General features: G+C 52.0%; 23 protein-coding genes. 7 read left to right on the top strand and 16 right to left on the bottom strand.

Translation table 11 applies throughout. From position 1 onward, the window contains the following. Positions 1–8: 8 nt before the first annotated feature. The 3 genes from H7848_RS05900 to H7848_RS05910 all read left to right on the top strand — a co-directional run bounded on the left by H7848_RS05900 (position 9) and on the right by H7848_RS05910 (position 1,541). Positions 9–170: a hypothetical protein gene (locus H7848_RS05900; protein WP_208348961.1), complete on the top strand. Its 162-nt coding sequence runs from the start codon at positions 9–11 to the stop codon at positions 168–170. Next, a complete protein-coding gene (locus H7848_RS05905) occupies positions 127–801 on the top strand; it encodes a hypothetical protein (protein WP_208348963.1) in 675 nt (224 codons plus the stop codon). The genes H7848_RS05900 and H7848_RS05905 overlap by 44 nt, the downstream gene beginning before the upstream one ends. 74 nt (positions 802–875) lie before the next feature. Further along, a complete protein-coding gene (locus tag H7848_RS05910) occupies positions 876–1,541 on the top strand; it encodes an IS1595 family transposase (protein ID WP_208348965.1) in 666 nt (221 codons plus the stop codon). Positions 1,542–1,600: 59 nt separating this feature from the next. Here H7848_RS05910 and H7848_RS05915 read toward each other — a convergent pair whose 3' ends face one another. Both H7848_RS05915 and H7848_RS05920 read right to left on the bottom strand, forming a co-directional pair. Beyond that, positions 1,601–1,891, bottom strand: a complete 291-nt coding sequence (locus H7848_RS05915) for a type II toxin-antitoxin system RelE/ParE family toxin (RefSeq protein WP_208348967.1) — start codon at positions 1,889–1,891, stop codon at positions 1,601–1,603. Beyond that, complete coding sequence (locus H7848_RS05920) at positions 1,881–2,072, bottom strand: hypothetical protein (RefSeq protein WP_208348968.1); 192 nt, start codon at positions 2,070–2,072, stop codon at positions 1,881–1,883. The genes H7848_RS05915 and H7848_RS05920 overlap by 11 nt, the downstream gene beginning before the upstream one ends. 310 nt (positions 2,073–2,382) lie before the next feature. On the opposite strand from H7848_RS05920, the gene H7848_RS05925 reads away from it, so the two are divergent. Then, positions 2,383–2,613 (top strand): hypothetical protein, encoded by a 231-nt coding sequence (locus tag H7848_RS05925; protein WP_208348970.1) that lies wholly within the window; start codon positions 2,383–2,385, stop codon positions 2,611–2,613. Positions 2,614–2,654: 41 nt separating this feature from the next. Here H7848_RS05925 and H7848_RS05930 read toward each other — a convergent pair whose 3' ends face one another. Both H7848_RS05930 and H7848_RS05935 read right to left on the bottom strand, forming a co-directional pair. Then, complete coding sequence (locus tag H7848_RS05930; RefSeq protein ID WP_208348971.1) at positions 2,655–2,891, bottom strand: hypothetical protein; 237 nt, start codon at positions 2,889–2,891, stop codon at positions 2,655–2,657. Between the two features lie 35 nt (positions 2,892–2,926). Continuing rightward, the gene (locus H7848_RS05935; protein ID WP_208348974.1) at positions 2,927–4,123 is read right to left on the bottom strand and encodes a S8/S53 family peptidase; all 1,197 of its coding nucleotides are present in this window, start codon (positions 4,121–4,123) and stop codon (positions 2,927–2,929) included. Here H7848_RS05935 and H7848_RS05940 point away from each other — a divergent pair. Beyond that, a complete protein-coding gene (locus tag H7848_RS05940) occupies positions 4,106–4,447 on the top strand; it encodes a hypothetical protein (protein WP_208348977.1) in 342 nt (113 codons plus the stop codon). The genes H7848_RS05935 and H7848_RS05940 overlap by 18 nt on opposite strands. 431 nt (positions 4,448–4,878) lie before the next feature. Here the strand turns inward: H7848_RS05940 and H7848_RS05945 are convergent, their stop codons facing one another. The 4 genes from H7848_RS05945 to H7848_RS05960 form a co-directional block, all read right to left on the bottom strand. Beyond that, on the bottom strand, positions 4,879–11,190 hold the full coding sequence (locus H7848_RS05945) for a calcium-binding protein (RefSeq protein WP_208348979.1): 6,312 nt from the start codon (positions 11,188–11,190) through the stop codon (positions 4,879–4,881). A 437-nt stretch (positions 11,191–11,627) separates the two neighbouring features. Next, entirely contained in the window at positions 11,628–12,245 is a 618-nt protein-coding gene (locus H7848_RS05950) for a hypothetical protein (RefSeq protein WP_208348982.1), read from the bottom strand. Between the two features lie 446 nt (positions 12,246–12,691). After that, positions 12,692–12,865 (bottom strand): hypothetical protein, encoded by a 174-nt coding sequence (locus tag H7848_RS05955; RefSeq protein WP_208348985.1) that lies wholly within the window; start codon positions 12,863–12,865, stop codon positions 12,692–12,694. Positions 12,866–12,905: 40 nt separating this feature from the next. Next, positions 12,906–14,081, bottom strand: coding sequence for a hypothetical protein (locus H7848_RS05960; RefSeq protein ID WP_208348988.1), 1,176 nt, complete (start codon positions 14,079–14,081; stop codon positions 12,906–12,908). A 189-nt stretch (positions 14,082–14,270) separates the two neighbouring features. Between H7848_RS05960 and H7848_RS05965 the strand changes: the two genes are divergently transcribed. Next, the gene (locus H7848_RS05965; RefSeq protein WP_237072601.1) at positions 14,271–14,900 is read left to right on the top strand and encodes a recombinase family protein; all 630 of its coding nucleotides are present in this window, start codon (positions 14,271–14,273) and stop codon (positions 14,898–14,900) included. Positions 14,901–14,956: 56 nt separating this feature from the next. Here the strand turns inward: H7848_RS05965 and H7848_RS05970 are convergent, their stop codons facing one another. After that, entirely contained in the window at positions 14,957–15,970 is a 1,014-nt protein-coding gene (locus H7848_RS05970; protein WP_208348989.1) for a hypothetical protein, read from the bottom strand. 338 nt (positions 15,971–16,308) lie between these two features. Between H7848_RS05970 and H7848_RS05975 the strand changes: the two genes are divergently transcribed. After that, the gene (locus tag H7848_RS05975; protein ID WP_208348991.1) at positions 16,309–17,823 is read left to right on the top strand and encodes a type IV secretory system conjugative DNA transfer family protein; all 1,515 of its coding nucleotides are present in this window, start codon (positions 16,309–16,311) and stop codon (positions 17,821–17,823) included. Between the two features lie 22 nt (positions 17,824–17,845). Here H7848_RS05975 and H7848_RS05980 read toward each other — a convergent pair whose 3' ends face one another. From H7848_RS05980 to mobC, 7 genes are all read right to left on the bottom strand, one after another. Continuing rightward, complete coding sequence (locus H7848_RS05980; RefSeq protein WP_208348993.1) at positions 17,846–18,337, bottom strand: Fic/DOC family protein; 492 nt, start codon at positions 18,335–18,337, stop codon at positions 17,846–17,848. After that, positions 18,288–18,557 carry a hypothetical protein gene (locus H7848_RS05985; RefSeq protein WP_208348996.1) on the bottom strand — a complete coding sequence of 90 codons (270 nt, stop codon included), beginning with the start codon at positions 18,555–18,557 and terminating at the stop codon, positions 18,288–18,290. Before H7848_RS05985 ends, H7848_RS05980 begins: the two co-directional genes overlap by 50 nt. Next, positions 18,554–18,775 (bottom strand): hypothetical protein, encoded by a 222-nt coding sequence (locus tag H7848_RS05990; protein WP_208348998.1) that lies wholly within the window; start codon positions 18,773–18,775, stop codon positions 18,554–18,556. Before H7848_RS05990 ends, H7848_RS05985 begins: the two co-directional genes overlap by 4 nt. 81 nt (positions 18,776–18,856) lie before the next feature. Then, entirely contained in the window at positions 18,857–19,303 is a 447-nt protein-coding gene (locus H7848_RS05995) for a hypothetical protein (RefSeq protein ID WP_208349000.1), read from the bottom strand. 51 nt (positions 19,304–19,354) lie between these two features. After that, complete coding sequence (locus H7848_RS06000) at positions 19,355–19,681, bottom strand: hypothetical protein (RefSeq protein ID WP_208349002.1); 327 nt, start codon at positions 19,679–19,681, stop codon at positions 19,355–19,357. An 82-nt stretch (positions 19,682–19,763) separates the two neighbouring features. Then, positions 19,764–21,095 carry a relaxase/mobilization nuclease domain-containing protein gene (locus tag H7848_RS06005; protein WP_237072602.1) on the bottom strand — a complete coding sequence of 444 codons (1,332 nt, stop codon included), beginning with the start codon at positions 21,093–21,095 and terminating at the stop codon, positions 19,764–19,766. Beyond that, positions 21,050–21,406, bottom strand: coding sequence for a plasmid mobilization relaxosome protein MobC (mobC, locus tag H7848_RS06010; RefSeq protein WP_237072603.1), 357 nt, complete (start codon positions 21,404–21,406; stop codon positions 21,050–21,052). The genes H7848_RS06005 and mobC overlap by 46 nt, the downstream gene beginning before the upstream one ends. Between the last annotated feature and the right edge of the window lie 355 nt (positions 21,407–21,761).

Here is a 21,761-nt window from a genome sequence, read left to right on the forward strand (position 1 = left end):
AGCTGAATATGGAAATCTTCACCGCGGATCAGAAAACCTTAGCGGGGGTGATGGCGCATCTGGCCCATGACGGGACAGTCACACTGACCCAAGGACTGATCCGCCCCGAGGATCGGGAGGCCGCCATTGCAGCGGGTCTCTGCAGCGCAGAAACCTACCAAATCCGCTAAGCCAAAGGGGCTTTATTCTGCAGCGCTGACCCAAGACCTCAGCACGATCCGCACAGTGGCCCTGCAAGCAGCCCTGATGCAGCAGTCTGAGATACTGCTGGACCTGATGCGCTTTGCCCTGACCACCCCCTGTTTTGCAGGCGTATTGCCTTTGACAGACACACGGCTGGACCCGGAGGCCGTCAAAACCATCGCCGGTCTCATACTGCCCAAAGGCCTGACCGCCCAAAGCCAGATGGTACCCCTGAACGCGCAAGAGGCAACTGAGGCCTTCGCGCGGTTCCGACGCAAGACAAAGTCCGGTAAGGACAAACAGCTGATCCAGACCCTTGTGCGCCGTATCCGCATCGGGTTGAAGGATGACAGCGCCAATCCCATGGTGGAACAGCTGATGGAGATCACCAAGGCTGATGTGCGCAGCATCTGGACCCCGGAGCGCACGTTCTTCGCGCGGCTAACCAAAGCCCAGCTTCTCGACATCCACCACGAGGTCATGGGGTCTAAAACCCCCAGCACCAAACTGGCCAAAGAGAGCAAAGCCCAGATCGCAGACTATCTGCACGACCTGTTCAACAGTACCAAAGCCGCGCCCACCTTGAGCGAAGAGCAGCAGGCCGGCGTGCGCGCATAGCGGCCAAATGGCATGTGAACGCTGATATCATAAAAGGCTCTAGACCAGGAATAATCCTCTATTAGGGTTATTCTATGAACAAAAAGAATGGGTTATCAAGATATCGCCGTGCAAAACTGATCCGGGCTTTTGCAGCAGATCTCAGCGCGTCGCAAGCGGCCGAGGTTTTTGGCCGCTCGCGTACGACCGTCAACCGCTATTACCGCCTGTTCCGCGAGGCCATCGCGCAGCATCAACGGACGCAGAAAGACATGTTGGTCGGCACCGTCGAACTTGATGAAAGCTACTTTGGAGCCACCCGCCTGCGCGGCGCGCCCGGCAAAACCAGGCGCGGGCGCGGCACGTCAAAGCAGCCCGTTTTCGGCATATTCGAGCGCGGAGGGCGCGTGTTCACAGAGATCGTTCCAGACACGAAAAAGGCGACTTTACAAGCCCTTATCAGAGACAGAGTGGCACAACAGGCTGTCGTCGTCACCGACGGTTGGAAAGCCTACGATGGCCTGGTGGACGTCGGCTACGACCGCCATCTGCGCATCAAAAAGGCGCGACCAACGACGTTTTCCAAGAACGGCGTGCACATCAACGGCATCGAGAGTTTCTGGTCTTTCACCAAGCGTAGGTTGACCAAATTCAACGGCGTACCGCCCGCGACATTCGAGCTACATCTCAAAGAATGTGAATGGCGGTGGGGTAAATCCGTCGATATACTCGAAAAAGAACTCAAAACATTCCTGGTCTAGAGCCTCATAAAATACCGGAAAGCCCCGCGCAGGTGGGGCTTTTTGTTTAGTTAACGGACTTATTTTGGCGTGGGTGGCCACTGTCGGGCCGTATGCACCACCGATTGCACAGTCAGATCAGTTGGGGACTGGATTTCATAGATGACGATGTAAGGCATTCCTGTCACCGTCAGTTCTCGGGTGTTTTCAAGGCGGCCTGGACGCCCCATCAAGGGAAATGTGCCCAAATATGCAATCGACTGAAACAGGCGCGCGATTGTCTTGTCAGCCGCACTGGGATTGCGCTCCCCCAGATAGCTGTAGATATCTGCAATGTCCTTCCGCGATCCTTCAGAAAAGTTAATATTCAAGGCCGTATTTCTTTGCCACGTCTCGCAATGGCTTCAGGCTTTCAGGATGCTTGCGCGAATGCTCTATCGCCGCGCGCACTTTTTCGTCGCGCCACGCCAGATAGTCCGGTTCAGTGGACTCGGGCTGCGGGCGCAGCATGTCTTCTATCGTTGGTGTGTCGTCTTGTTTTGTCTCAGCCATATCTGCCTCCTGACATCAGTATAGCATATCTGAAATCGCTGTGTCATCTTTTTGCAACATGGGCATCCACAGCGCTGGTGTCCTCTGATGTCTGTCTTTCTCCACCCTTTTGCACACCCGGCGCAAGCACCGCATCCGGCCTCACCTCATGGGTCTACCCACCGCATCGACCGGATCAATGGCCTGCCCGCACCAGGTCGCATACGCTCCCCCGTGTGGGCCATGATCCTGTCGATCTGCGCGGTGTGGTTCTTCATCCCCATGAGGCCGGACGCGGGTGTCCTGGCCAGAGCAAAAAAGGAGTAAGACAATGACACAAGAAACAGAAACCAAGCGCCCAACCCATGCGATCTATCAAGTGATTGGCGAAGGCGAGACATCCTACTGGCACCGTGTCGGCGCTGCCTGGGCCAACAAAGACGGCAAAGGCCTCAGCCTGAAATTCGACGCCATGCCGCTGCACGGTCGCACAATGATCCGAGAAATCGATTATGGTGCGAAAGAGAAAAAGCAAGCCGAGGCGCGAAAAATTAAAGAGTAAAATCACTAAATGAAAAGGTTAAATATAGCCTTTTCATTTAATCAGAAAGGATGTGCTATTACACTCGTCTCAACGATGTATTCTACTCCAATCTTCGATTGCAGTTCTTGCAAATCATCAAGATCGGATGTAACTTCTGCAATATATCCACCGCGACCAACTTCAATAGTTTTGATAAAGGTACAGTTTGAAAATGTCGAAACTAAATCTGGTACATCTCCACCAGATAGTCTCTGCGACATAAGTTTTTCACCATATGTAATCGTTGCACTAATCATAAATTTGCCTCACCTTTCAGAGTTAGTTATTATATTTAGGTACTATTATAAAGCACACCATATTTTATTCTCTCTATCGCTTTACGAGCATATTTCGAACGCTCTAATCCTTTGAGATTTGAGAATACACCATCTTCTGACAATAAAGAAGCTAATAGCCCAACAATCATTGGGCATGAATAGGATGTACCTTCTATATCTGTAATGTAATCATTTGCAAATGTCAAGGTGACACCAATACTAGGAGCAAGTATGTCTACATTTTCATCATTTTGACAGTGTGGGGAAACGAACCAATCACTATTGTCGTTAATGGTTAAATAACGTTCAGTAATTTGCCTATCTGCAACAAGTGCCGCATAGCTATTATTCGGATAGGCTGTCTTCAAGCCGAGTCCACCTACCCCGACCACTTCGCTGAAACATGCAGGAGCAGCACATGGTAGTGATGCGTCATTTCCTACCGCAGCAACAACTAAAGTTCCAAGATTTTGCGCAATCTTTACCGCGCGATGTAGAGCATCAAAACCACGCTTGTCGTATATACCACCAGCTATACAAATTATATCAACCCCTAAATCATTAGAAAGATATAAGATGCCATCATAAATAGCGGAGGAAACGTATTTTTCGTTATCTAGAATTTTTGAAAGTGGTGGCGTTGTATCATAAAAAGATAAGTCAATTTGATTGCAAATCCCTTCATTAACTAACCCGTTGTCTTGTTGGTTTGTTAGTATTCTACATACTCTACTACCATGGCCATTATTGCCGGGCTGACTATGCTGCCAATGTTGGAAGTAAGTTACGTCTGAATTAACTTTTAGGGCTGCATTGTTGATGTCAATGACGCCTACTTTAATATTTTTTGCTTCTATTGGTCGCCTTATACCAAGAGCATTAAGCCACCAAACTTTGTCACGATTTGAAATTCGTTTGCAGTAACAAGTATCTTGATCTGATGGATTTGTCAGAACTGATCTCCAATAGCCGCCATTGGGCCAAACCAATAAAAAATCAATTTCGTACTTTGGAAAGATATCAATGTAAGTACTTTGTTCATGCGGTTTGTTTGGCAAATTTCCGACTATTGTCGGTTGGTAATTTTCTTTTTTCCCATTTTTATAAATACATCTGACCTGGGCACCAAGTGGTTGTTCACTTTCAGATTTGACGTATATTCGCATAGGTTGAATCACTGTATTGAGGAACAAATGAATAACGAATTGCATAGCAAGCTAGTTTCTTTAGGGCAACACCTCACTAATTTAGGATGGGAACCTGATGATGCCATCTCTCAGGTGTTTGACTTAGACGACCGTCCCCCTGAGGAAACCAGTTTAGAAAAAGCGAAAGCTTTTTTTGTTCAAGTTCATGCAGAATTAAAGTCTAAAATATGCATTGATGGTAAACCGAAGGACCAAGTAATCACTACTAGCTCGCTTCTATTAGCATGTAAGGACGTTATATTGACACTAACTCAATTGGAGATTGAAGCGCAGTTTGTATTAGATGTTTTAGTGCAAATTGGATTAGATGAGTTCTGCAAATCATAATACGATAAAGAATTAAACTCACTAATTCGTTTAGCAACTCGGCAGCTCAACTGTTGCAAAGAATTGAGCTAATAAGAACATACGCAAGATGTGTGGGGTAGTACCCCACATCTTGACAAGGGGGCCCGCTGCGCGCCCCCGTTGTATCCCCCAGGGCCATGGCTCGGATCGGACCGTTGAGCCCGTCCCAAGCCAGTAGACCGTATCGCCGGTCAAACCCTCGTCGGGGAGAGGTCTCTCTCCCCAACACCCCATAGATCAACCCTGCGCGGATTGAAGGCCGCCAGCGTCTCGGCGCTGGACCCGACCAAGGGGGCAATGCGTGCCCCCTTGCAACCAACGCGCAGGCGTTTGAACGCTGCATCACCAGTCAGGGGCGCGAGGTCACTCCCCCCCGACACCCCCAAGGCCAGGCCGTTTGAGGCAGCCCCTTACCAGCCGTTGTTGTCTTCGAAGATAAAGACATCCGGGTTGGATACGTCGATGATGGTCTCAGGTGCAGGTTTTTCGTCCTTGTCCCGATCGGGCACAGGCATGACGCAGATCAACGGATCAAAGTCCACAAGACCGGGCGTTCCGTCCATGATACAGATGTCGGTCTCGACAGGTTTGAGAATGATCTCATCTGTGCTTGCATCGTCCTGAACCGATAGGCCTGCGTCATGACTGGATAAGGTCGATGCGGCTATTTCTGGACTATCAATCAAAGTAGCGCCCCCCACTGACTGATCAGCAAGCAGCTGTGCGTTGATCTCGGTCGTATCCCACACTGTTCCATCCTCAAAGCGGATTTCTTCGATCCGGTCGTAGCCGTCGTTGTTCAGCATCCCATTGATCGTGATGCTATCGGTGGTGCCTGCAAAGCTGATCAGTAAGCGATTGTTGCCGCCATCCGACAATGTCAGTTGATCTGTCGTGTAGCCGCTGATACTCAGGACGTCCGTGTCCTTCCAGCCATTGTCGTCAATGACATCCTGACCGTCACCTGCCGCGAACAGATAGGTGTCCGACCCATTGCCACCGCTGAGCGTGTCATTGCCCGCGGCGCCATAGACCGTGTCCTCAAGCGTGGTGCCGACCACAATGTCGTCGCCCGCTGTCGCCTGGCCCGCGATCAGCTGTGCTGCGATCTCGGCCGTGTTCCAAACCGTGCCATCCTCAAAGCGGATTTCTTCGATCCGGTCGTAGCCGTCGTTGTTCAGCATCCCATTGATCGTGATGCTGTCGGTGGTGCCTGCAAAGCTGATCAATAAGCGATTGTTGCCGCCATCCGACAATGTCAGTTGATCTGTCGTGTAGCCGCTGATGGCCAGTACATCCGTGTCCAGCCAGCCATTGTCGTCAATGACATCCTGACCGTCACCCGCCGCGAACAGATAGGTGTCCGACCCATTGCCACCGCTCAGCGTATCGTCCCCGGCGGTACCGGCCAACGTGTCATCACCTGGTCCTCCGATTAGAGGATAGGGGCCGGGATCGACGGTACCATCCGTCGCCCCTGTGATACTTACCGCCAGATTGGCCGTCGAGGTCCCGCCTTGGCCATCCGAGATGGTATAGGCAATGGTCTCAAGGGCGCTGTCGCCATCATTCAGGCTTTCATAAGCGCCGTTCTGGTCGAACTGCAGCTGGCCATTGGCCAGAAGCGTGACAATAGCCCCAGAGGCCAGTGTGACGGATTGCCCGGCCGAGATCGCTTGTCCAGCGAGCTGTGTAATCGTCAGCGGATCACCATCGGCATCGCTGTCGTTTGACAGGACATCGATATCAACCACCGCCTCTTCGGCCACAGTGACCGCATCATCGACAGCAACAGGCGTACCATTAGCAGCGACGCCCTCTCCCGCGATGGTCACCGCCAGTTCGGCCGTAGACGTCCCGCCTTGACCATCCGAGATCGTATAGGCGATGGTCTCGATCGCGCTGTCGCTATCATTCAGGCTGTCATAGGCGCCGTTCTGATCAAACTGCAGCTGACCATTGGCCAGAAGCGTGACAATGGCCCCAGAGACCAGGGTCACCGATTGCCCGGCAGAGATCGCTTGCCCGGCCACTTGCGTCACGGTCAGCGGATCACCATCAGCATCCGTGTCATTCGAGAGAACATCAATCTCAAGCACGGCTCCCTCAGCTACGCTGGCGACATCATCCACAGCGGTGGGCGGTCCGCTGAGATTGGCTTCAATACCCGCTAAATCAAGCACGGTGCCATCGGCAAAGACAATCTCTTCGATATCTTCCGAGCTGTTGACGAAGTGGTCCCACACGGTGATCACCTCGCCGCCGACCGTCGTCATCACCATATCGCCACCGGAACTTTTTGTGAACCGCACATCCCCCAGGTTCAGATCGGTGAACACGAATTGATCATTGGAAGCGCCGAATTCCAGGATCGTGTAAGACCCGTCGCCGGATGTATGGAAATAGGTCTCACTCAAATGCGTGCCGCGTACGAAGCCGGTGGCTTTTTGATCGGCAATCGACTTCGCACGAATGCCGTCGAGGTCCAGCACCGTGCCATCAGCAAAGCGGATTTCCTCGATATCCTCTGAAATATTGGCAAAGTGATCCCACACCGTGATCACTTCCCCGCCGACTGTTGTCATCACCAGATCGCCGCCGGAACTATGCGAGAACTGCACATCGTCCACGGTCAGATCGGTAAACACCAACTGATCGTTGGCATTCCCCGTTTCCTGAATCGTATAGGAGCCATCACCCGCGGCATGCTGATAGACATCCGTATTCCTGGAGCCGCGTACGAAGCCACTGTCCTTCTGATCGGCAATCGATTTCGCGCGGATACCGTCGAGGTCCAGCACCGTGCCATCGGCAAAGCGGATTTCCTCGATATCCTCTACATCAAAAAAACTGTTAAAGTGATCTGTCACCGTGATCACCTCACCCCCTACCGTGGTCATCACCAGATCATTGCCAGCATTATGTGAGAACTGCACATCGCCCACGTTCAGGTCGGTAAACACCAACTGATCGTTGGCATAACCTGTTTCCTGAATGGTGTAGGACCCATCACCCGATGTGTGGACATAGGTCTCAGCCCAACCTGTGCCAACAACAGTCCCGGTGGCTTTCATGTCCGAGACCATCTGGTTGCGCATTGCGGCGTGATCCCAGATTGTGCCATCGGCAAATTCAATGGTCTCAATGATATACCAATCGTCGCGCAAGGCATCGACCAGTGTGATCGATCCGCCATCCGGCATCGTCATGATCGCGTTATTGCCGCTGCGAGATACGGTGACATCATCAGGTGTTATGCCGTTCAGAACCAGGCGGTCAGCAGTATGAGAACCGAACTGATAATCCATAATCAGATCACTGCCGTCCCCCAGAGCATAGACATAGGTATCTGATCCAGTACCACCATTCAGGGTGTCATCGCCCAGACCACCAACAATGATGTCATTTCCGTCTGTGCCATTCAGCGTATCATTCTGATCCGTGCCATAGATCGGCTCATCCAGACCATTGATTGTCGCAGAAATTGTGGCTTGCGACGTGTCGCCCTGAGCAGAGATTGTATAGGTGAACTCCAGCGTTCCGGTATCGCCGAGGTTTAGCGCCTGGAAAGCGTCATTCTGCAGAACCCGCAACCGACCATCGTCCAGAAGCTCAATCGATACGCCTGAGGCCAAAGTAACAATACCGCCCACCGCAATCGCCTGACCATCGATGGCAGTGATGGTTAGTGTCGTCCCATCCGGCCGCAAATCATTCTCAAGGGGATTGAAGATCAGTTCCGCATCTTCATCGATGGTCCCTGCATCATCGTCCAGGGCGAGCACTGGAACAGGCAGGCTATCAAACATCTCACTAAAGCTGAGCGTCTGATCCGTGAAGGCAAGGGTTTCGACATCATTGAAGACTTGGTCAACATCGCCCGCTGCATTGGTAATCAAGATGGCGTTTTCTGTTCGTTCAAAGCTCAGATCGCCATAGGCCTCTTCAAAGACAGCCGTGTCGATCCCGTCACCGCCGCGCAGGAGGTCGCCGCCGGTCCCGCCATCCAGTAGATCGTCGCCAGCACCACCATTCAATGTGTCTTCAGCGTCGCGGCCAAGCAATGTATCATTGCCGCCACCGCCATTCAGAATATCATGACCAATGTTGTTCGAATTTAAACTCGATCCTGACCTGTGGCCATCAAGCAAATTGTCCTGATCATTTCCCGTGATTGTATCGTTACCATTCCCGCCAATGACATTTTCAATACCGCTCATGCGTCCTGTGTCTTTGTTTATTCTGCCCGTCGAAAGATCAATTTCAGTTAAAAAAACCTCCCCCCCAGGGACAACGACGAGAAATGTATCGTTACCAGCACCGCCATGAATCTGGTGATCTGTTTTGAAGGTCCTGACGAAAAGATAATCGTCTCCGGCGCCTCCATAAAAAAGACTGCGGCCCCCTTCGTCGACGCCGCTTGTTATTTGGTCGTTGCCGTCATTCCCATATATTGTGTCGTTGCCACCCCGACCTAATATTCTGTCGTTGCCAGCACCACCCTCGATGAAGTCATCTCCGACGTTGCCTTCTATATAGTCATCGCCATCACCACCATCTATGACATTATTGGTCACAACGTTGTCTTCGAGCCAAAGGCCCCCCCCGCTAATGATCCTGTCATCGCCAGCCCCACCAATAAGGGTGTCATTGCTTATTCCTCCACGTAAGTGATCATTTCCAGCGCCGCCCGAAAGAACGTTATTAACCGCATCACTGCCCTCAAGTATGTCATCAAAATTACTGCCAATCACGTTTTCAATGCCAATCAGCACATCACCGTAGGCGTCGGCAATCATCCCTGTGCCACTTTTCAGGCTGACATGAACTCTAAAGCCAGCTGACGCATAAATCGCCGTATCCACACCAGCACCGCCATCCAGCGTATCTGCACCCGCGCCGCCTTCGACAAAATCATCGCCAGCGCCAAGCGAGATCGAATCATCGCCGCCAAGGGCACTGACGCGATCCGATGTATTTAGGCCGACAAAGCTATTTGCATTTTCATCACCAACCATTTCAGGAGGTAAATCATCAGGAATGTCGGCACGTTCTTCGGTAGAGGACTCTGCAGCAGCATCGGCTGTGTCTGTCAGAGTTTCGCTGATAAACGCTGTCCCAAGATCGTTCCAGTCTACAAAGCGGTTCCACTCGTGAACGGTTTGATCGTCAAAAACGATGTTGAAAGGCGAATAGATCTGCGGCTGGACATAGATGCTGCCCCCAGGGTGGTTCGCCCCGCCGATATAACTGCCAGAGACCTGTTCAATATAAAGACTACTGCGTGTGTCATTGACGATAATCTCAATGCTGCCAACAACCTGATAAAGCGGGTAATCGAGTGGATCAAATCCTGATGTACCAATCAAATGCCCAAAAATAGACTGGTATTCCAGAGTAAACTCATCAAGTTGCGTTGTTTCATGAATATGAAACCGAACCTCAACATCTTTCCGGTTCAAGCCCTCAAAAACAACCTGACCAATTCCTTGCCCAGATCCGACAATCGTATCATGGCCAAAATACGTTGTTTCATCGTTTGGGTCTTCAGACAGGACAATGGTCAATATGTCAGTCGATGCATTTTGTACCGAAGTTGAAAACGAAAGGTAGCTGTCATCGCCGGTGCCACCGATAAATGTATCTGTTCCACCAGTGTAAACCAACGCATCTGCACCAGACCCACCGTCCAGAGTATCATTACCTGCGTTATAACCAAAAAGACTCTCTTCATATTCTGCGGGATCATCGCCCTGTTGAAAGGGGCGATCTGCACCACTATCGAACATCAGATCGGCGCCTGAACCTCCGATAAGGTGATCATTCCCGTCACCTCCGTGAAGGTCATCAATGCCTGACCCCCCGCGTATCAGATCATCGCCATCGTTTCCGTACAAAAGGTCGCGCCCGTCGGTGACTGATTTACCGCTCAACCAACCCCACAGCGAATTATCATAGTTTTCATCAATAGGCTGCGTGCTAATGTCACCACCGTCTAGGACATCATTCCCCAAGCCGCCAATGACAACGTCATTCCCAAGACCGCCGCGGACGTAATCAGCGCCATCGGCTCCGAATAGAAAATCGTTACCAGTTTGGCCCCAAAGTGCATCATCCCCGGCACCACCACTCATTTGATCGCTGCCGTGCCCGCCAAGAACCAGATCATCGCCGCCCATTGCATCGATAAAGTCATCACCGCCGGTCAGCATAAGCAGATCACGTTCATTCGTAGCGGTTTGCGAAATACGAACAACCGGATCGGTAACATTTGGGTAGGACGCCGGGTTGTTGTCGCCATTGTATGCGCCGTCGGAATATTGCAGGAAATTCAGACGCGCTTCCCGGTATTCGGGGGTAACTGGATCGCCAAGACCATTGGGGTCACCAACTCCACCCATCAGGTCGTAAATGGTCTGGGGATTATTGCCGCCTAAAACAGCATTCCCGATTGCCGCATTTGCTTCCAAAAGAAAATCTGAGGAAATGAAATTTGCAACATTGCGGCCTTCGCTGTCGATCACGATTTGTCCGTTGCTGATGTCTAAAATCGTGTACCCAGGTGCATTCAGATAGTCTTCTATTCTGCCACCCGTGAAATGAGCGTATGCCGCCCCGAACAAAGAGGCACCGGTGCCTGGATTGGCGGTAAATAAATCACCAATATCGCTGATTTCTTCATTGAAGCTCTCACCACCATAAAACGGAAGTGCGGAAATCAAGTTACCAGGGAAAAGGTGACCTAAATTAAGCTCTACCCAAGCTGCTTCGGCGGCATCAAAATGCTCATCATAGGTAAGATAGCCAGAACCTTGATCATCAATAATACTTGCTTGGATTGTATCTTGAATGCTTACAGCTACTGCTTGAGATATCAAATAAATACCTGCATATGGATTTGTTGAGTGTTCTCCATAAATCTGTTGAAGATACCAGTTTGCACCAAAGGACGCGCCGCCGACAAGTCCGCTAAAAGTCGCGATTTGTGCGGTTAATCTTGCATCATCATTGTCTGCCATTTCACCATACAGCAGATGATATCCACCCCGGTCACCAGCATTCAATAAATCAGTTAGAAATCCAAGCTCGTTTGAGGAAAAGGTAACATAGCCATCTGCGGATAAACGTATATCGTTTGTCATTGTCTAGGTCCTTTGGATTAAGGTGTGCAGTCTTGGAGATTTTGGTCGAAATAGGTCTTTACGGCTGCCCGAACATTTGGCCATAAATCAATGCGGTCACGAGGCACAAATGCTGTGGCACGCCACGCATTCTCAAATTTGTATCTCACTCGGCAATTCGGTACGTATTCCTGTGATGCACAGCTTATGGATGTATTTAAGTTGTCAAGCGAGATATCTTGGGGGATGTAAAAGGTACTGATATTTGAGACTGGGCAAGACATGTTTTCGCCCGCTACAAGTTCCAACAGGCCGTAATCAGCATCGCGTACATCACAGTATTGTGTGCGTCGATCTTGTGAAGGTAGTTGCTCATAGTTAATCCTTGGCGGACTTGGCAAAAATTTAACATTGATATCTATTTGTTCATTTATGTTACTGTATTCATGCAGCGGAACGGTAAAGAATTGCACGCGCGCATTCGGGTTAGAGATTTGACCAAAAGTCGTGATATTCACTTCGTCAGGATCGAAACGCAGACAGCCATCGCCGAAACTGAACTCTCGCGGTGCTGCTATTGATGCAGATATCGAAAAAACAGACAAGGCCATTGCCGCCAGAAGTGCCCTGCTTTTTCGCTGTCTAGAAGGTATCATAGATATCTCTCCATCAAATGGATTGAAAATCAGAGTTCTTTTGCAGAGTGGATCGCGGCGTCAACCCACTGTGTTTATTTATCAATCCTCACGCGAATCTATGTGTCAACTTAAGCTTACAGGTAGTCATCTAAGGGTTGAAGTATGACTTTTTCTATTTCTGCAAACTAACTGTAAATAAAGCAGAATTCAGCCTATTGAGATTGATCGCAAGCAGGTATTCGCTGGTTAAACCTTACTCTGAATTTTTGTCATATATCACTTACACAGTGAGATTGAGGTTCTGTAATCACATATTAAATTACCCAACTTTGCTCCATGCAAAAGCCACACAATCAACTAAAGATAGTTCACCAAATGGCTTGCTTATCCAAGTGTTTTAGTACTCATGGCTGCAACCAGCCGCGATTATTCGCGGCTGAATTTCTTTTCTAATTGCCAATCCCTTATGACTTATTCTGATTATAGGCCGCCATCCTTGTCTGATATGAGATAGCACTTTCCCCGGGTTGTTGCGGGGAGGGTTGCCAGCCTTTCTGGGCCTCATCGCGGCCCTGATTGGTGGAGCCCGCGTGGGTGTTCTGGCCGTTGGTTTTGTAAGGATCGTTCGTATTGGTCATCGTGAGCACTCCTTTCTGTTTGGCTCGGTGGGGTTGAGGCTTAGAGTTCCGGTGTGGTTGTGGCGGCCGCGTTGAGACGGGCCAGTGCGCGCGTGATATCATCCTGGAGGTCTTTCCGCGCCTCGGACCACATTTCTGTGGCCAGTGCCTGGTGGTCAAAGAAGATCGCTTGGGCGTTTTCCAGACTACCATCCGCGCGGGCCAGGATGGTGTAATTCAGAGAATATCCGCAGCCATGACGGGGTTGCAGCATCGGTGTGAAGGCCCCGCTGCCCGCGCGGGCGCGACCACTGCTCAGAAACTCCAGCGCACTAAAGCGCATGGCCACCATGCGCCTTGGGCCGCTGCTTTGCACACGCCGTTGACAACGCTCCAGAACAGTACCTGTGGCAAGTTGCCCTTCTCGGTCAAAGTGCCAGTTATAGGACTTGCGCCGGTTGCTTGTGTCTTGATCAGCGGGAGTGCCATAGGTGGTGATCAGTGCCGTGGTAAAAGCCTCTGTGGTTGGCGCGTTTAGCGGGGATGGCGCATAAAACCGCGTGATCGCCATCACACCTGCATTGGCATCGCCGGGCACATGATATAACGCCAGATTGTCTTGGCTGTAATCGCGGAACTCACTCTCGGCATAGGGCACGGTGATCTGACGGTAGCGCCCGTCGAGTTGCCGCGCCCCCTGAACCACACGGCGGGAGGATTTGGCGATACTGATGCTGCCACCCTCAGGCACGAACCGGTCCAGATCCCCCAAGGGCGTGCCCAGGGTCACCCCGCGAATGGCGGGGTCTGGAAAGATGCGGGTCATATGGGGCGGCCCGTTGACCTGGATCAGCTGCCCCTTTGTGCCTTGCCATTGGTCCACCAGTTCCAGGGTGAGGCTAGCCTCTGTTGTCTGCAGCACCATCTGATCATTGCGACAATTGCCATTGCGGTCCTTGATGACAAAGGCTGGGAACTGTCCCGCCTCTGATCCCTCGGGCGCGATCACATAGTCACAATTGACGGTCAGGCGTTTGACATTGAGCAGCGCGCCTTGATCTGTGACCTGCAAGCTCAGATCCAGATGCCCGCCGATGCCACTGGTCTTCACACGGCCCTCCCAGTGCCCCTCAATCTCATCAAGCGTTTGAACGGGCCGTTCGGCCTCCGCCAGACCAAGCATCATGGCAAGGCTGAGGGCACTCAGGGCGGGGGTGAGAACGGGATGTGCAAGCATCAAGGGGATCCTTTTTTGAGCGGTGGCGCGGGCTTCAAAAGGGATCCCTTTTGATAGGGCTAGCATATCCGCTTCGCTTTTGTCCCCGGTGCCTGGTTTTCCACAGTTTTTTCGGCGGAGTTGGGCCGTTCAACACCCCACTCACGGCGGTTTCAAAAGGGATCCCTTTTGGAAAGAGGAAAATGCGCCATGATTAAAGATTGCGTGATGTATGAATCGGTTCAGACTTTGAGAATGGGCAAACGAAAGCCAGCAGGTCGAAAGATTGGGTATGTGCGTGTTTCAGACGCGGATCAGTCAGAAGATTTGCAGATTGATGCGCTGAAAGATGCGGGTTGTGTTAAGCTGTACAAAGATCACGGTGTATCCGGTGCCCAACGGCATCGCCCAGGATTGCAGGCGATGCTGAATGATCTGATCGCCGGGGACACACTCACAGTCTGGAAACTGGATCGGCTGGGCCGTTCGACATTGCATCTCATGACGATCCTAGAGGACCTGCAAAAACGCGGCATTCACTTTCACGCAATTACTCAGGGAATCGATACATCAACGGCCGTGGGCCGGATGATCTTTGGCCAGTTGGCGGTCTTTGCGGAATATGAGCGTAGCCTGATCAGCGAGCGCACCAAGGCGGGGATGCGGGCCGCCAAACGCCGTGGGCAGAGCATTGGACGCACGCGCATGATCACCGCCGATGAAGCACGTGCCCATGCCAAACGCATCGACAGTGGCGCTATCACATTGCGTGATCTGGCCCGACAGTTGGATGTTTCACAACAAACCCTGGCCCGGGCCATTCACGGGGTGCGGCGCTAACAGGTTTGTGCGCAGTTTATGAGCCAATGGTCTTCACGCAGCAATACATACACGGTCTACAACAGCTCAATCTTGCGCCCCGCATAGGGATCATATTGCGAAGGCGGTGGTGTCCCAATAGCATGGATGATGCTGTTGATCCAAACCACGATTTCGGCGGAATGATATTTATTGACCAGATAAGGTAAGTCTTCGCCCCAAGGACCATAGGTGAGACGCAGCGCCATCAATCCGGTGCTGATATCAAAAAAATCGTTCTTGAGCCCTTCGCTTGACTGTATCGAGTATCCGACCTGCATACCATCACTAAAAGCACGGTCATAACGTTTGCCGCGCACATAGATTGCATCCTCATTGACGGTGATCTGCAATTGAATGCGTGTCATAAAATAAGCAATGACAGGCAAAGTGAGCAGCACAGCCGTTGTCCAGAACATTCCCGTCAACACATAAGGCCAGAAATTCGGGTCCCACCGGGCATTGCCGCTGCGGTTCTCGAAATTCTCCCACCCGATCACAGCCCCAAGAATAGGACCGCCGACAATGGCAAAGATGGACAAAGCCACGGGTGCAAACCAATACCAGAACCGGATCACCGCTTTGATATAGAGTACGGCCTGATCATCGTTTTGCTTGCTCAAAGACGTGCCTTTGGGGGTTTTCCGAACGGGCTGAGAGGGCGTGAAGTATCCCGGTTGGCGCACGGGTTCTAGTGTGACGGGTTCAGATAGGATTTCCGTCTCGCCACCACTCTCATCTGTCTCACTGCTTTGGGGCTGCTGCGTTTTCTTTTCCTCTTTTGGATACCAGAACCAAGACAGAAACGACCAGCGTTTGGACAGATGGAAGGTGCCCCATATCAACAAACCCCATATCACTGGGAAGCGCAGAAAAGACTGTCCCCACCACCAGTCCCATCTTTGTGGAAAAATAGCGAAGGCAATCTCGTTCACAATCAGATATGCAACCATGCCAAGAACAAAGAGCCCAAGCACAGTGAGAGTTGCAAAGAGCGGTTCGGTTTTGAAGACGGTTTTCATCTGCCAGAAAAAACGCAGGACAGGTTTCATGGGGACGGCCTCACATCAGATCAAAAAGAGAGATTGAACCAAAGGGACTTGAGAAAAACTATTCAAGATCATGCCAATGCATCGTGGTAGGTCAAGCGATTCGAAGCGTCGTAAATTATATTTCTGACACTTCTGATCATTGCCAATGGTGATGCATTGGATGTCGGTCAGTTCAATAAATCTATCTTTGAACAACAACTTTGGGTTGCTGAATCGCTCAGATGCTGAAACGATCCTTTGCAGTAGAGCCAAGGTATTTCTGTCTTCTTTTTTCGGTCATGGCGATGTGATGAGTGCCAACTGATTTCAACCGCCCTCAAGCATTGCAAAGGACCTCCATGCAATTCAATGACCTTCCCCGCGGTCTGCCCGAAACACCGGCTGCCTTCGACAAAGCCCCGCGCGCCCTTTGGGTGGCCCCCGATGTTTTGAATGACAGTGATGACTGGCGCTACAGCTCAGAAAAAGTCTTTCTGGGACAAAGTGGTGACGGTTTCATCGGCACCCAGGACAACCGCCATCTTTTGACCATTGCAGGATCGCGCGCGGGCAAAGGCACCTCGGCCATCGTGCCCAACCTGTTGCTTTATCCTGGATCCGTCGTTGTGCTGGACCCCAAAGGCGAGAACGCCAGCCTGACCGCCGAGCGCCGGGGCAAAGGCCGTGGGATCAAGGACGGCGGGTTGGGCCATGAGGTCTATGTGATTGATCCCTTTGGTGTGGCCGATGTGGATGAGGCCTATCGCGCGGGGTTTAACCCGCTGACCGATCTTGATCCGCTGTCAGATGATTTCGTCGATGATTGCGATGCCATTGCAGATGCCCTGATTGTCGAAGAGGACAAAGGCGCCAACCGCTATTTCTATGATGCGGCGCGTCTTGTGCTGCGCGGCTATATTGCCTTTGTCGCCGCCCATCCGGAGATCAACGACAAGTCTCTTCTGGAAGTAAAGCGCTTGCTTTTCGCCCAAAGGGTCGTTGGACCCGAGGACGAAGACCAAAGCCCAGAAGTACCCAACGTCAATGATCCCAACCTGACCCTCGATCAGGTCAATGCACTGATGAGCAGCACGGCAGAGTTTGCCCATGGCATTCCCTTTGAAGCGGCCTCCACCCTGTCCAGTCTGGGCAGCCGTGAGTTTGGCAGTGTCATGTCCACCGTGCGCAATCAGATCGCCTTTCTGTCCCCCAGACCCATGGCGCGCACCCTTTCTGCGGTCACCCGCGCCCCGGACCTCAAACGTTGGAAACAGGGACACCAATCGGTCTATCTCTGTTTGCCTGCGGGGCGTCTGCATCGACATTTCCGGTTTTTCCGGCTCTATATCAACCGTCTGATGAGCGCGATTGAGGCTGATAAGACGCTGCCCCAAATCCCCGCCTTGATGATCCTTGATGAGATGCATGTGCTGGGTCATATGAAATCTCTGGAAATGGCAGCCGGTCTTGTAGCGGGCTTTGGCGTGCGTATCTGGTCGTTTTTTCAGGACCTCTCACAGCTGCGCCAGATTTACGGCGACCGGTGGGAGACCTTTCTGGGCAATGCCGGGATTTTTCAGACCTTCGGGCTGAATGATCTGGGCTCGCTCAAATATGTCTCAGAGCGCCTGGGCCAATCGGCCATGCTGAAGGTCTCCCATGGGGAACAGAGTATGACCCAGGCGGCCTCAGGCTTTACCGGACAATCGAAAAGCATTGATGCGATCCCGCTGCTGACGCCCGATGAGGTCGCGGCGTTTTTCTCACGCCAGTCGGACAATCAACTGATCCTTTATCCAGGCACCAGTGCACTGTTTCTCAAACGGGTGCCCTATATGGACGACTATTTTAAGGACACGCGCCCAAAGGAGTAAATCACCAACCCCAAAGGTCAGATCAGTCCCAGTCAATCTCCTGGTTCTGCTGTAGCTCTTGGGTTCTCTTTTGAGCCTGACGATAGGCTTTGGCATAGGCCTTCTCAGCTGAAACAGATGCATCGGTCTCTTTTGGTGGGACCGCTGCATCTGTTTCCCGGCTTTGATCCGACAAAGCGCCTCGAATGCAGTCCTGCATCAGGCCATAGTCTGCATCATTTGACCGGATGGAGGCGGCAATCCAGTCTTTGGTATCGATCTGCGTCAGATCGATGGGATGGCCTGCTTTTTCCGCCAATTGCTTGAGATACTGCATCTGGGTGCGCCCATTGCCCTCACGAAAGGGATGGGCGTGATTCAGATCGCCAATCAGCTCCCCTGCCTGTTGCGCAAAGGCCTCCGGGGATGTGCCCTGCAAATAGTTGGAGGCGACAATGCGTTTATGGATATCGTTGATTCCAGTCTCAATGAATTGGCGCGGCATGAACTGCGTCGGCCCTTTGCTGATTTCCAACTGACGGGTTTCTCCCGCCCAATCCATAGACATCCTGAAACAGATGGTGATGGATGGCCTTCAGATGCGCGAGATCGAAATCCCCTGTGGGGCAGCCTTTCTCGATCCGATCCGCAACAAATTCACGTTCATAATAGTCGAGTTGTTTTGCATCGCGAAGATCGAGCTTATTGCGCAGAACGCGGTAATCGGGCGGATAACAATAAATCTCGTCCGTCATTCGGGTTGACGGGCAGCAGCAGCTGCCGCGTGGGCCCGTTGCCTGATATAGTCTGTACGCTGTTCATCGCTCCAACGTTCCCGTTGAAACATCTCAAACATCGCTAGTTGGTCCTCATCAAGCGGATTGTTTTCGATCTTTTGCAGATGCACCGCTTCCAAAAAGCGCTCGCGCCGCGCTTGGATTTCTTCGTCTGTTAAAGGAGGTTGTTCAGTCATGACTAAGTATAGCACAGTGGTAGGTTTTTGTGGGAATTTTCTTTTTGAAATAGGTAGTTATCGATGCCGCCACAGCTGCCATCAATCCCAATCCAAACCCTGTTCGCGCTGCACCGCAATCGTCCGATCCCGCGCCCGGCGAAACGCCTTAGCGTACTCAGTTTGAGAGGGTTGCGGGTCTTCAGGTTCGGCCTTCTCTGCAGCCGTATCGCCTGCGCCTTTCGCTTCCTCTTCTGAGATATAGCGATATTCGTTGTAGAATGCCTCCACCTCAGAATCATTCGGATCAATTGCTGTCGGTCTGGTGTCTTCAGGTGGGGTTCGGTCTTGCGTGTTGGCTGTCGGTTCAGGCGGTTCGTCAAATTCCATTGTGACGCGCACGACTCGCGAGGTGCCTGTGGGAGAAAAAGACAACCCCGCCGGTTCTCGTCCCATGTGACCACCAGGCGCTTTGTCCTTTGATTTTGCGTATTTGGGCCGGAAGTCAGGAGATGTGTTGTCCTTGACGCCTTTGTCATCATCATCCATGTCTCACCTATGGGCAGCCACAGCCGTTGATTGAAGCCTAGCAGGTCTCAGTCAGATGTCCACGAATTCTGCAGGATGCGCCGCACCGCACCAGCCCGGTCTCGGCAAACCATTCTTTTCCCGCCAGAGGTAGGTTGTACGAACGCAATCTTCCATCCACCGGTGGCGACAGCCATCTTCAGGTCGTCTTTTCAGTTCGGCATCAACCAGATATTTCGCGATATTGCCTTTTTGATCCGCCTCCAGCCAATCGAGATAAGCCCAATTGATCCGCGACATCTGAATTGTCAGATCTTCTCCAAATGGCCCAGTGACGATACGCCCCACCTTCTCAAATGGGTCTTCGTCAAAATGATCCCACCATGTCTCTTCTGTCATAACCTATTATACAAAATCTGCACCTCCAGCGTCAAATTTATGTTTCTCATCAGAAGGTTATCCCACGAATATGCCGAACGCTTTAAGATATCTCAAAGCCACGATCCCGCCGTCGTTCCATCCTCTGTGCCCGCGCCTGATCCATGGCTTGGGCATAACCAGATTTCATCCGCAGAACCGCGCTGATATCGCGCGCCAATGTGGCCTGTTCGCGTTTTTGCACATCGCGCAGTTGGATGAACCGTTGCTGCAATTCACGCCGATCCTGCATCTGATCGACAACTAGCTGATCCCGTTGGGCCTGATCGCGTTTGGCACAGTGATAGGCCTCCAAAGCATTCTGATCTCGGGTCTTGCGGGCCGTGCCTGTAAAACGATCGAAGAGACCGCGCAATCCGCCATTAAGGCGTTCAGATCGGGCCTTGGCCTCTGCCCGCCAGCGCTTTTGCTGTTTGGAGTGCAAGCGCTGACGTTCGGCACGGTGTTGAGCGATGATGTCTGTTTTCTCCTGCAGCAGCGGCTCCGCGTCTTTGCGATGTTTGGCTTTCACTTGCGCAATATAGCCCCGCATCTGATCGGTGACTTTGCCTTTGATCTCTGCTTGGCGCTCACTGACCGAAGGGAGTTGATCCGGACTGCCCAGCCTCTCTTTGACCTCTTTCGCTTTCAAGCCTGTCCAGCGGGGCAGTGAATACACCGTGCACTGAATATCCAAAGCGACAAACCCGCGCCGATCGCCTTTGGCGAGGAAATAGCCACGCTCTTCCAGGGCATTCTGTAGGCCCTTGAGACTGTCGGATCGGTCCCACGCCTTGCGGAAAAGCTGTTTGATCTCCCGTGGATCAAGATCAAGCCGCTTGGCCTGTTGCCATTCGGCCAGCGTGAAGTTCAAGGGACTCTTGCCGCCATGGGTTCTGAGACCATCGGGCAGGTCCCAGCCATGATCGAGATAAAGCTCTTTCGACAGCGCCATAAGTTTGCGCTTGAAATGCGGCAGGTTGATCGCCCGCAGATGCGCGGGATCAATCCGCGACCAGACCACATGGGCATGGCGCCGTCCTTCTTTCTCATGCAGGATCACCGCCCGCGGTTGGCCAGTGAGGCCCAGGTGCTCTTCCGCGCGATCTGCCGCTGTCAGGAAATCCTGTTCAGAGGCGATATGATTTTGCGGGGGGTTAAGACTGAGCGAGAACATGAATTGCTGACAACGGGTGGCTTTCGAAATGGCATGGGTTTCCAACAAAGCACCGTGCAAGCGATCCGAGACGAATCCTCTCAACTCTAGGATGTTAACATGATCATTGTCACGTGTATTCGTCAGGTGATCCGCCAAAGCAGACGCCCCAGCCCGTTGTGAACCCTTGAGGATCATGGCTTCATCCCCAAAGCCTGCATCAAAGTGACGCGCATCCATGCCACTTCCGCAATGGCGATCTTCAGATCCGCTTCCAGATCTTCATCAATGACAAGCGTGCCCTGGTTCAGATGCTTGGCGATCTGGTTCAGATTATTTGCCGTCCGGGTTTTTCCCAATTGCGCCAGCACGGCCGCCAAAAGCTGTTGCTCCGCAACAGGTGGTTTTTTCCTCTTCCGGTATCTGGGGGCCTCCGAGGCAAAAACCACGGACTTGATGTACGACCCAAGCGGCATTGACCCAGCCTGGGCTTCCAGTTGCTGGCGTTCCTCAGCAGTCAGTCTCAGCGAAAACGGGGCAGCACGGCTCATGGGCGTGGCCCTCGCAATTCATCTGCGTGAGGTTTAAGCACGTCGTGCCAGCGTTCTAGTTCTTCAAAGAGTTCGTCATATTGATCCGGTGACAGAAGTGGATCATCATTTGCAGAGGCTTCAAAATCAGGTGCGGATGAGTTCGAACTTTCTCTGTTCGAGCGCACCAGTCTTTCCCTTAGATGGCATATGTTCTTTCATTGTTTTGCCTTTCTGCTCGTTTTGTTCTGGAGTTCCCCCGGTTTGATGGACGGTTATGGGCTTAGAGTTTCCAGCCCCTCAGCAGCGGTCCTTTCGTAGTTGATCGGCGACTTGTAACCCAATGCTGAGTGGCGACGCGAGGGGTTGTACCAGC

The organism is Pseudaestuariivita rosea, from assembly GCF_017592335.1.
Taxonomy (GTDB): Bacteria; Pseudomonadota; Alphaproteobacteria; order Rhodobacterales; family Rhodobacteraceae; genus Parasulfitobacter; species Parasulfitobacter rosea.

Bases quoted from the DNA above. Each gene is read 5' to 3' on its own strand.
- H7848_RS05900 (WP_208348961.1), top strand. From the start codon at position 9: ATGGAAATCTTCACCGCGGATCAGAAAACCTTAGCGGGGGTGATGGCG.
- H7848_RS05910 (WP_208348965.1), top strand. From the start codon at position 876: ATGAACAAAAAGAATGGGTTATCAAGATATCGCCGTGCAAAACTGATC.
- H7848_RS05920 (WP_208348968.1), bottom strand. From the start codon at position 2,072: ATGGCTGAGACAAAACAAGACGACACACCAACGATAGAAGACATGCTG.
- H7848_RS05925 (WP_208348970.1), top strand. From the start codon at position 2,383: ATGACACAAGAAACAGAAACCAAGCGCCCAACCCATGCGATCTATCAA.
- H7848_RS05930 (WP_208348971.1), bottom strand. From the start codon at position 2,891: ATGATTAGTGCAACGATTACATATGGTGAAAAACTTATGTCGCAGAGA.
- H7848_RS05940 (WP_208348977.1), top strand. From the start codon at position 4,106: ATGAATAACGAATTGCATAGCAAGCTAGTTTCTTTAGGGCAACACCTC.
- H7848_RS05935 (WP_208348974.1), bottom strand. From the start codon at position 4,123: ATGCAATTCGTTATTCATTTGTTCCTCAATACAGTGATTCAACCTATG.
- H7848_RS05950 (WP_208348982.1), bottom strand. From the start codon at position 12,245: ATGATACCTTCTAGACAGCGAAAAAGCAGGGCACTTCTGGCGGCAATG.
- H7848_RS05955 (WP_208348985.1), bottom strand. From the start codon at position 12,865: ATGACCAATACGAACGATCCTTACAAAACCAACGGCCAGAACACCCAC.
- H7848_RS05960 (WP_208348988.1), bottom strand. From the start codon at position 14,081: ATGCTTGCACATCCCGTTCTCACCCCCGCCCTGAGTGCCCTCAGCCTT.
- H7848_RS05965 (WP_237072601.1), top strand. From the start codon at position 14,271: ATGATTAAAGATTGCGTGATGTATGAATCGGTTCAGACTTTGAGAATG.
- H7848_RS05970 (WP_208348989.1), bottom strand. From the start codon at position 15,970: ATGAAACCTGTCCTGCGTTTTTTCTGGCAGATGAAAACCGTCTTCAAA.
- H7848_RS05975 (WP_208348991.1), top strand. From the start codon at position 16,309: ATGCAATTCAATGACCTTCCCCGCGGTCTGCCCGAAACACCGGCTGCC.
- H7848_RS05985 (WP_208348996.1), bottom strand. From the start codon at position 18,557: ATGACGGACGAGATTTATTGTTATCCGCCCGATTACCGCGTTCTGCGC.
- H7848_RS05990 (WP_208348998.1), bottom strand. From the start codon at position 18,775: ATGACTGAACAACCTCCTTTAACAGACGAAGAAATCCAAGCGCGGCGC.
- H7848_RS05995 (WP_208349000.1), bottom strand. From the start codon at position 19,303: ATGGATGATGATGACAAAGGCGTCAAGGACAACACATCTCCTGACTTC.
- H7848_RS06000 (WP_208349002.1), bottom strand. From the start codon at position 19,681: ATGACAGAAGAGACATGGTGGGATCATTTTGACGAAGACCCATTTGAG.
- H7848_RS06005 (WP_237072602.1), bottom strand. From the start codon at position 21,095: ATGGATGCGCGTCACTTTGATGCAGGCTTTGGGGATGAAGCCATGATC.
- mobC (WP_237072603.1), bottom strand. From the start codon at position 21,406: ATGAGCCGTGCTGCCCCGTTTTCGCTGAGACTGACTGCTGAGGAACGC.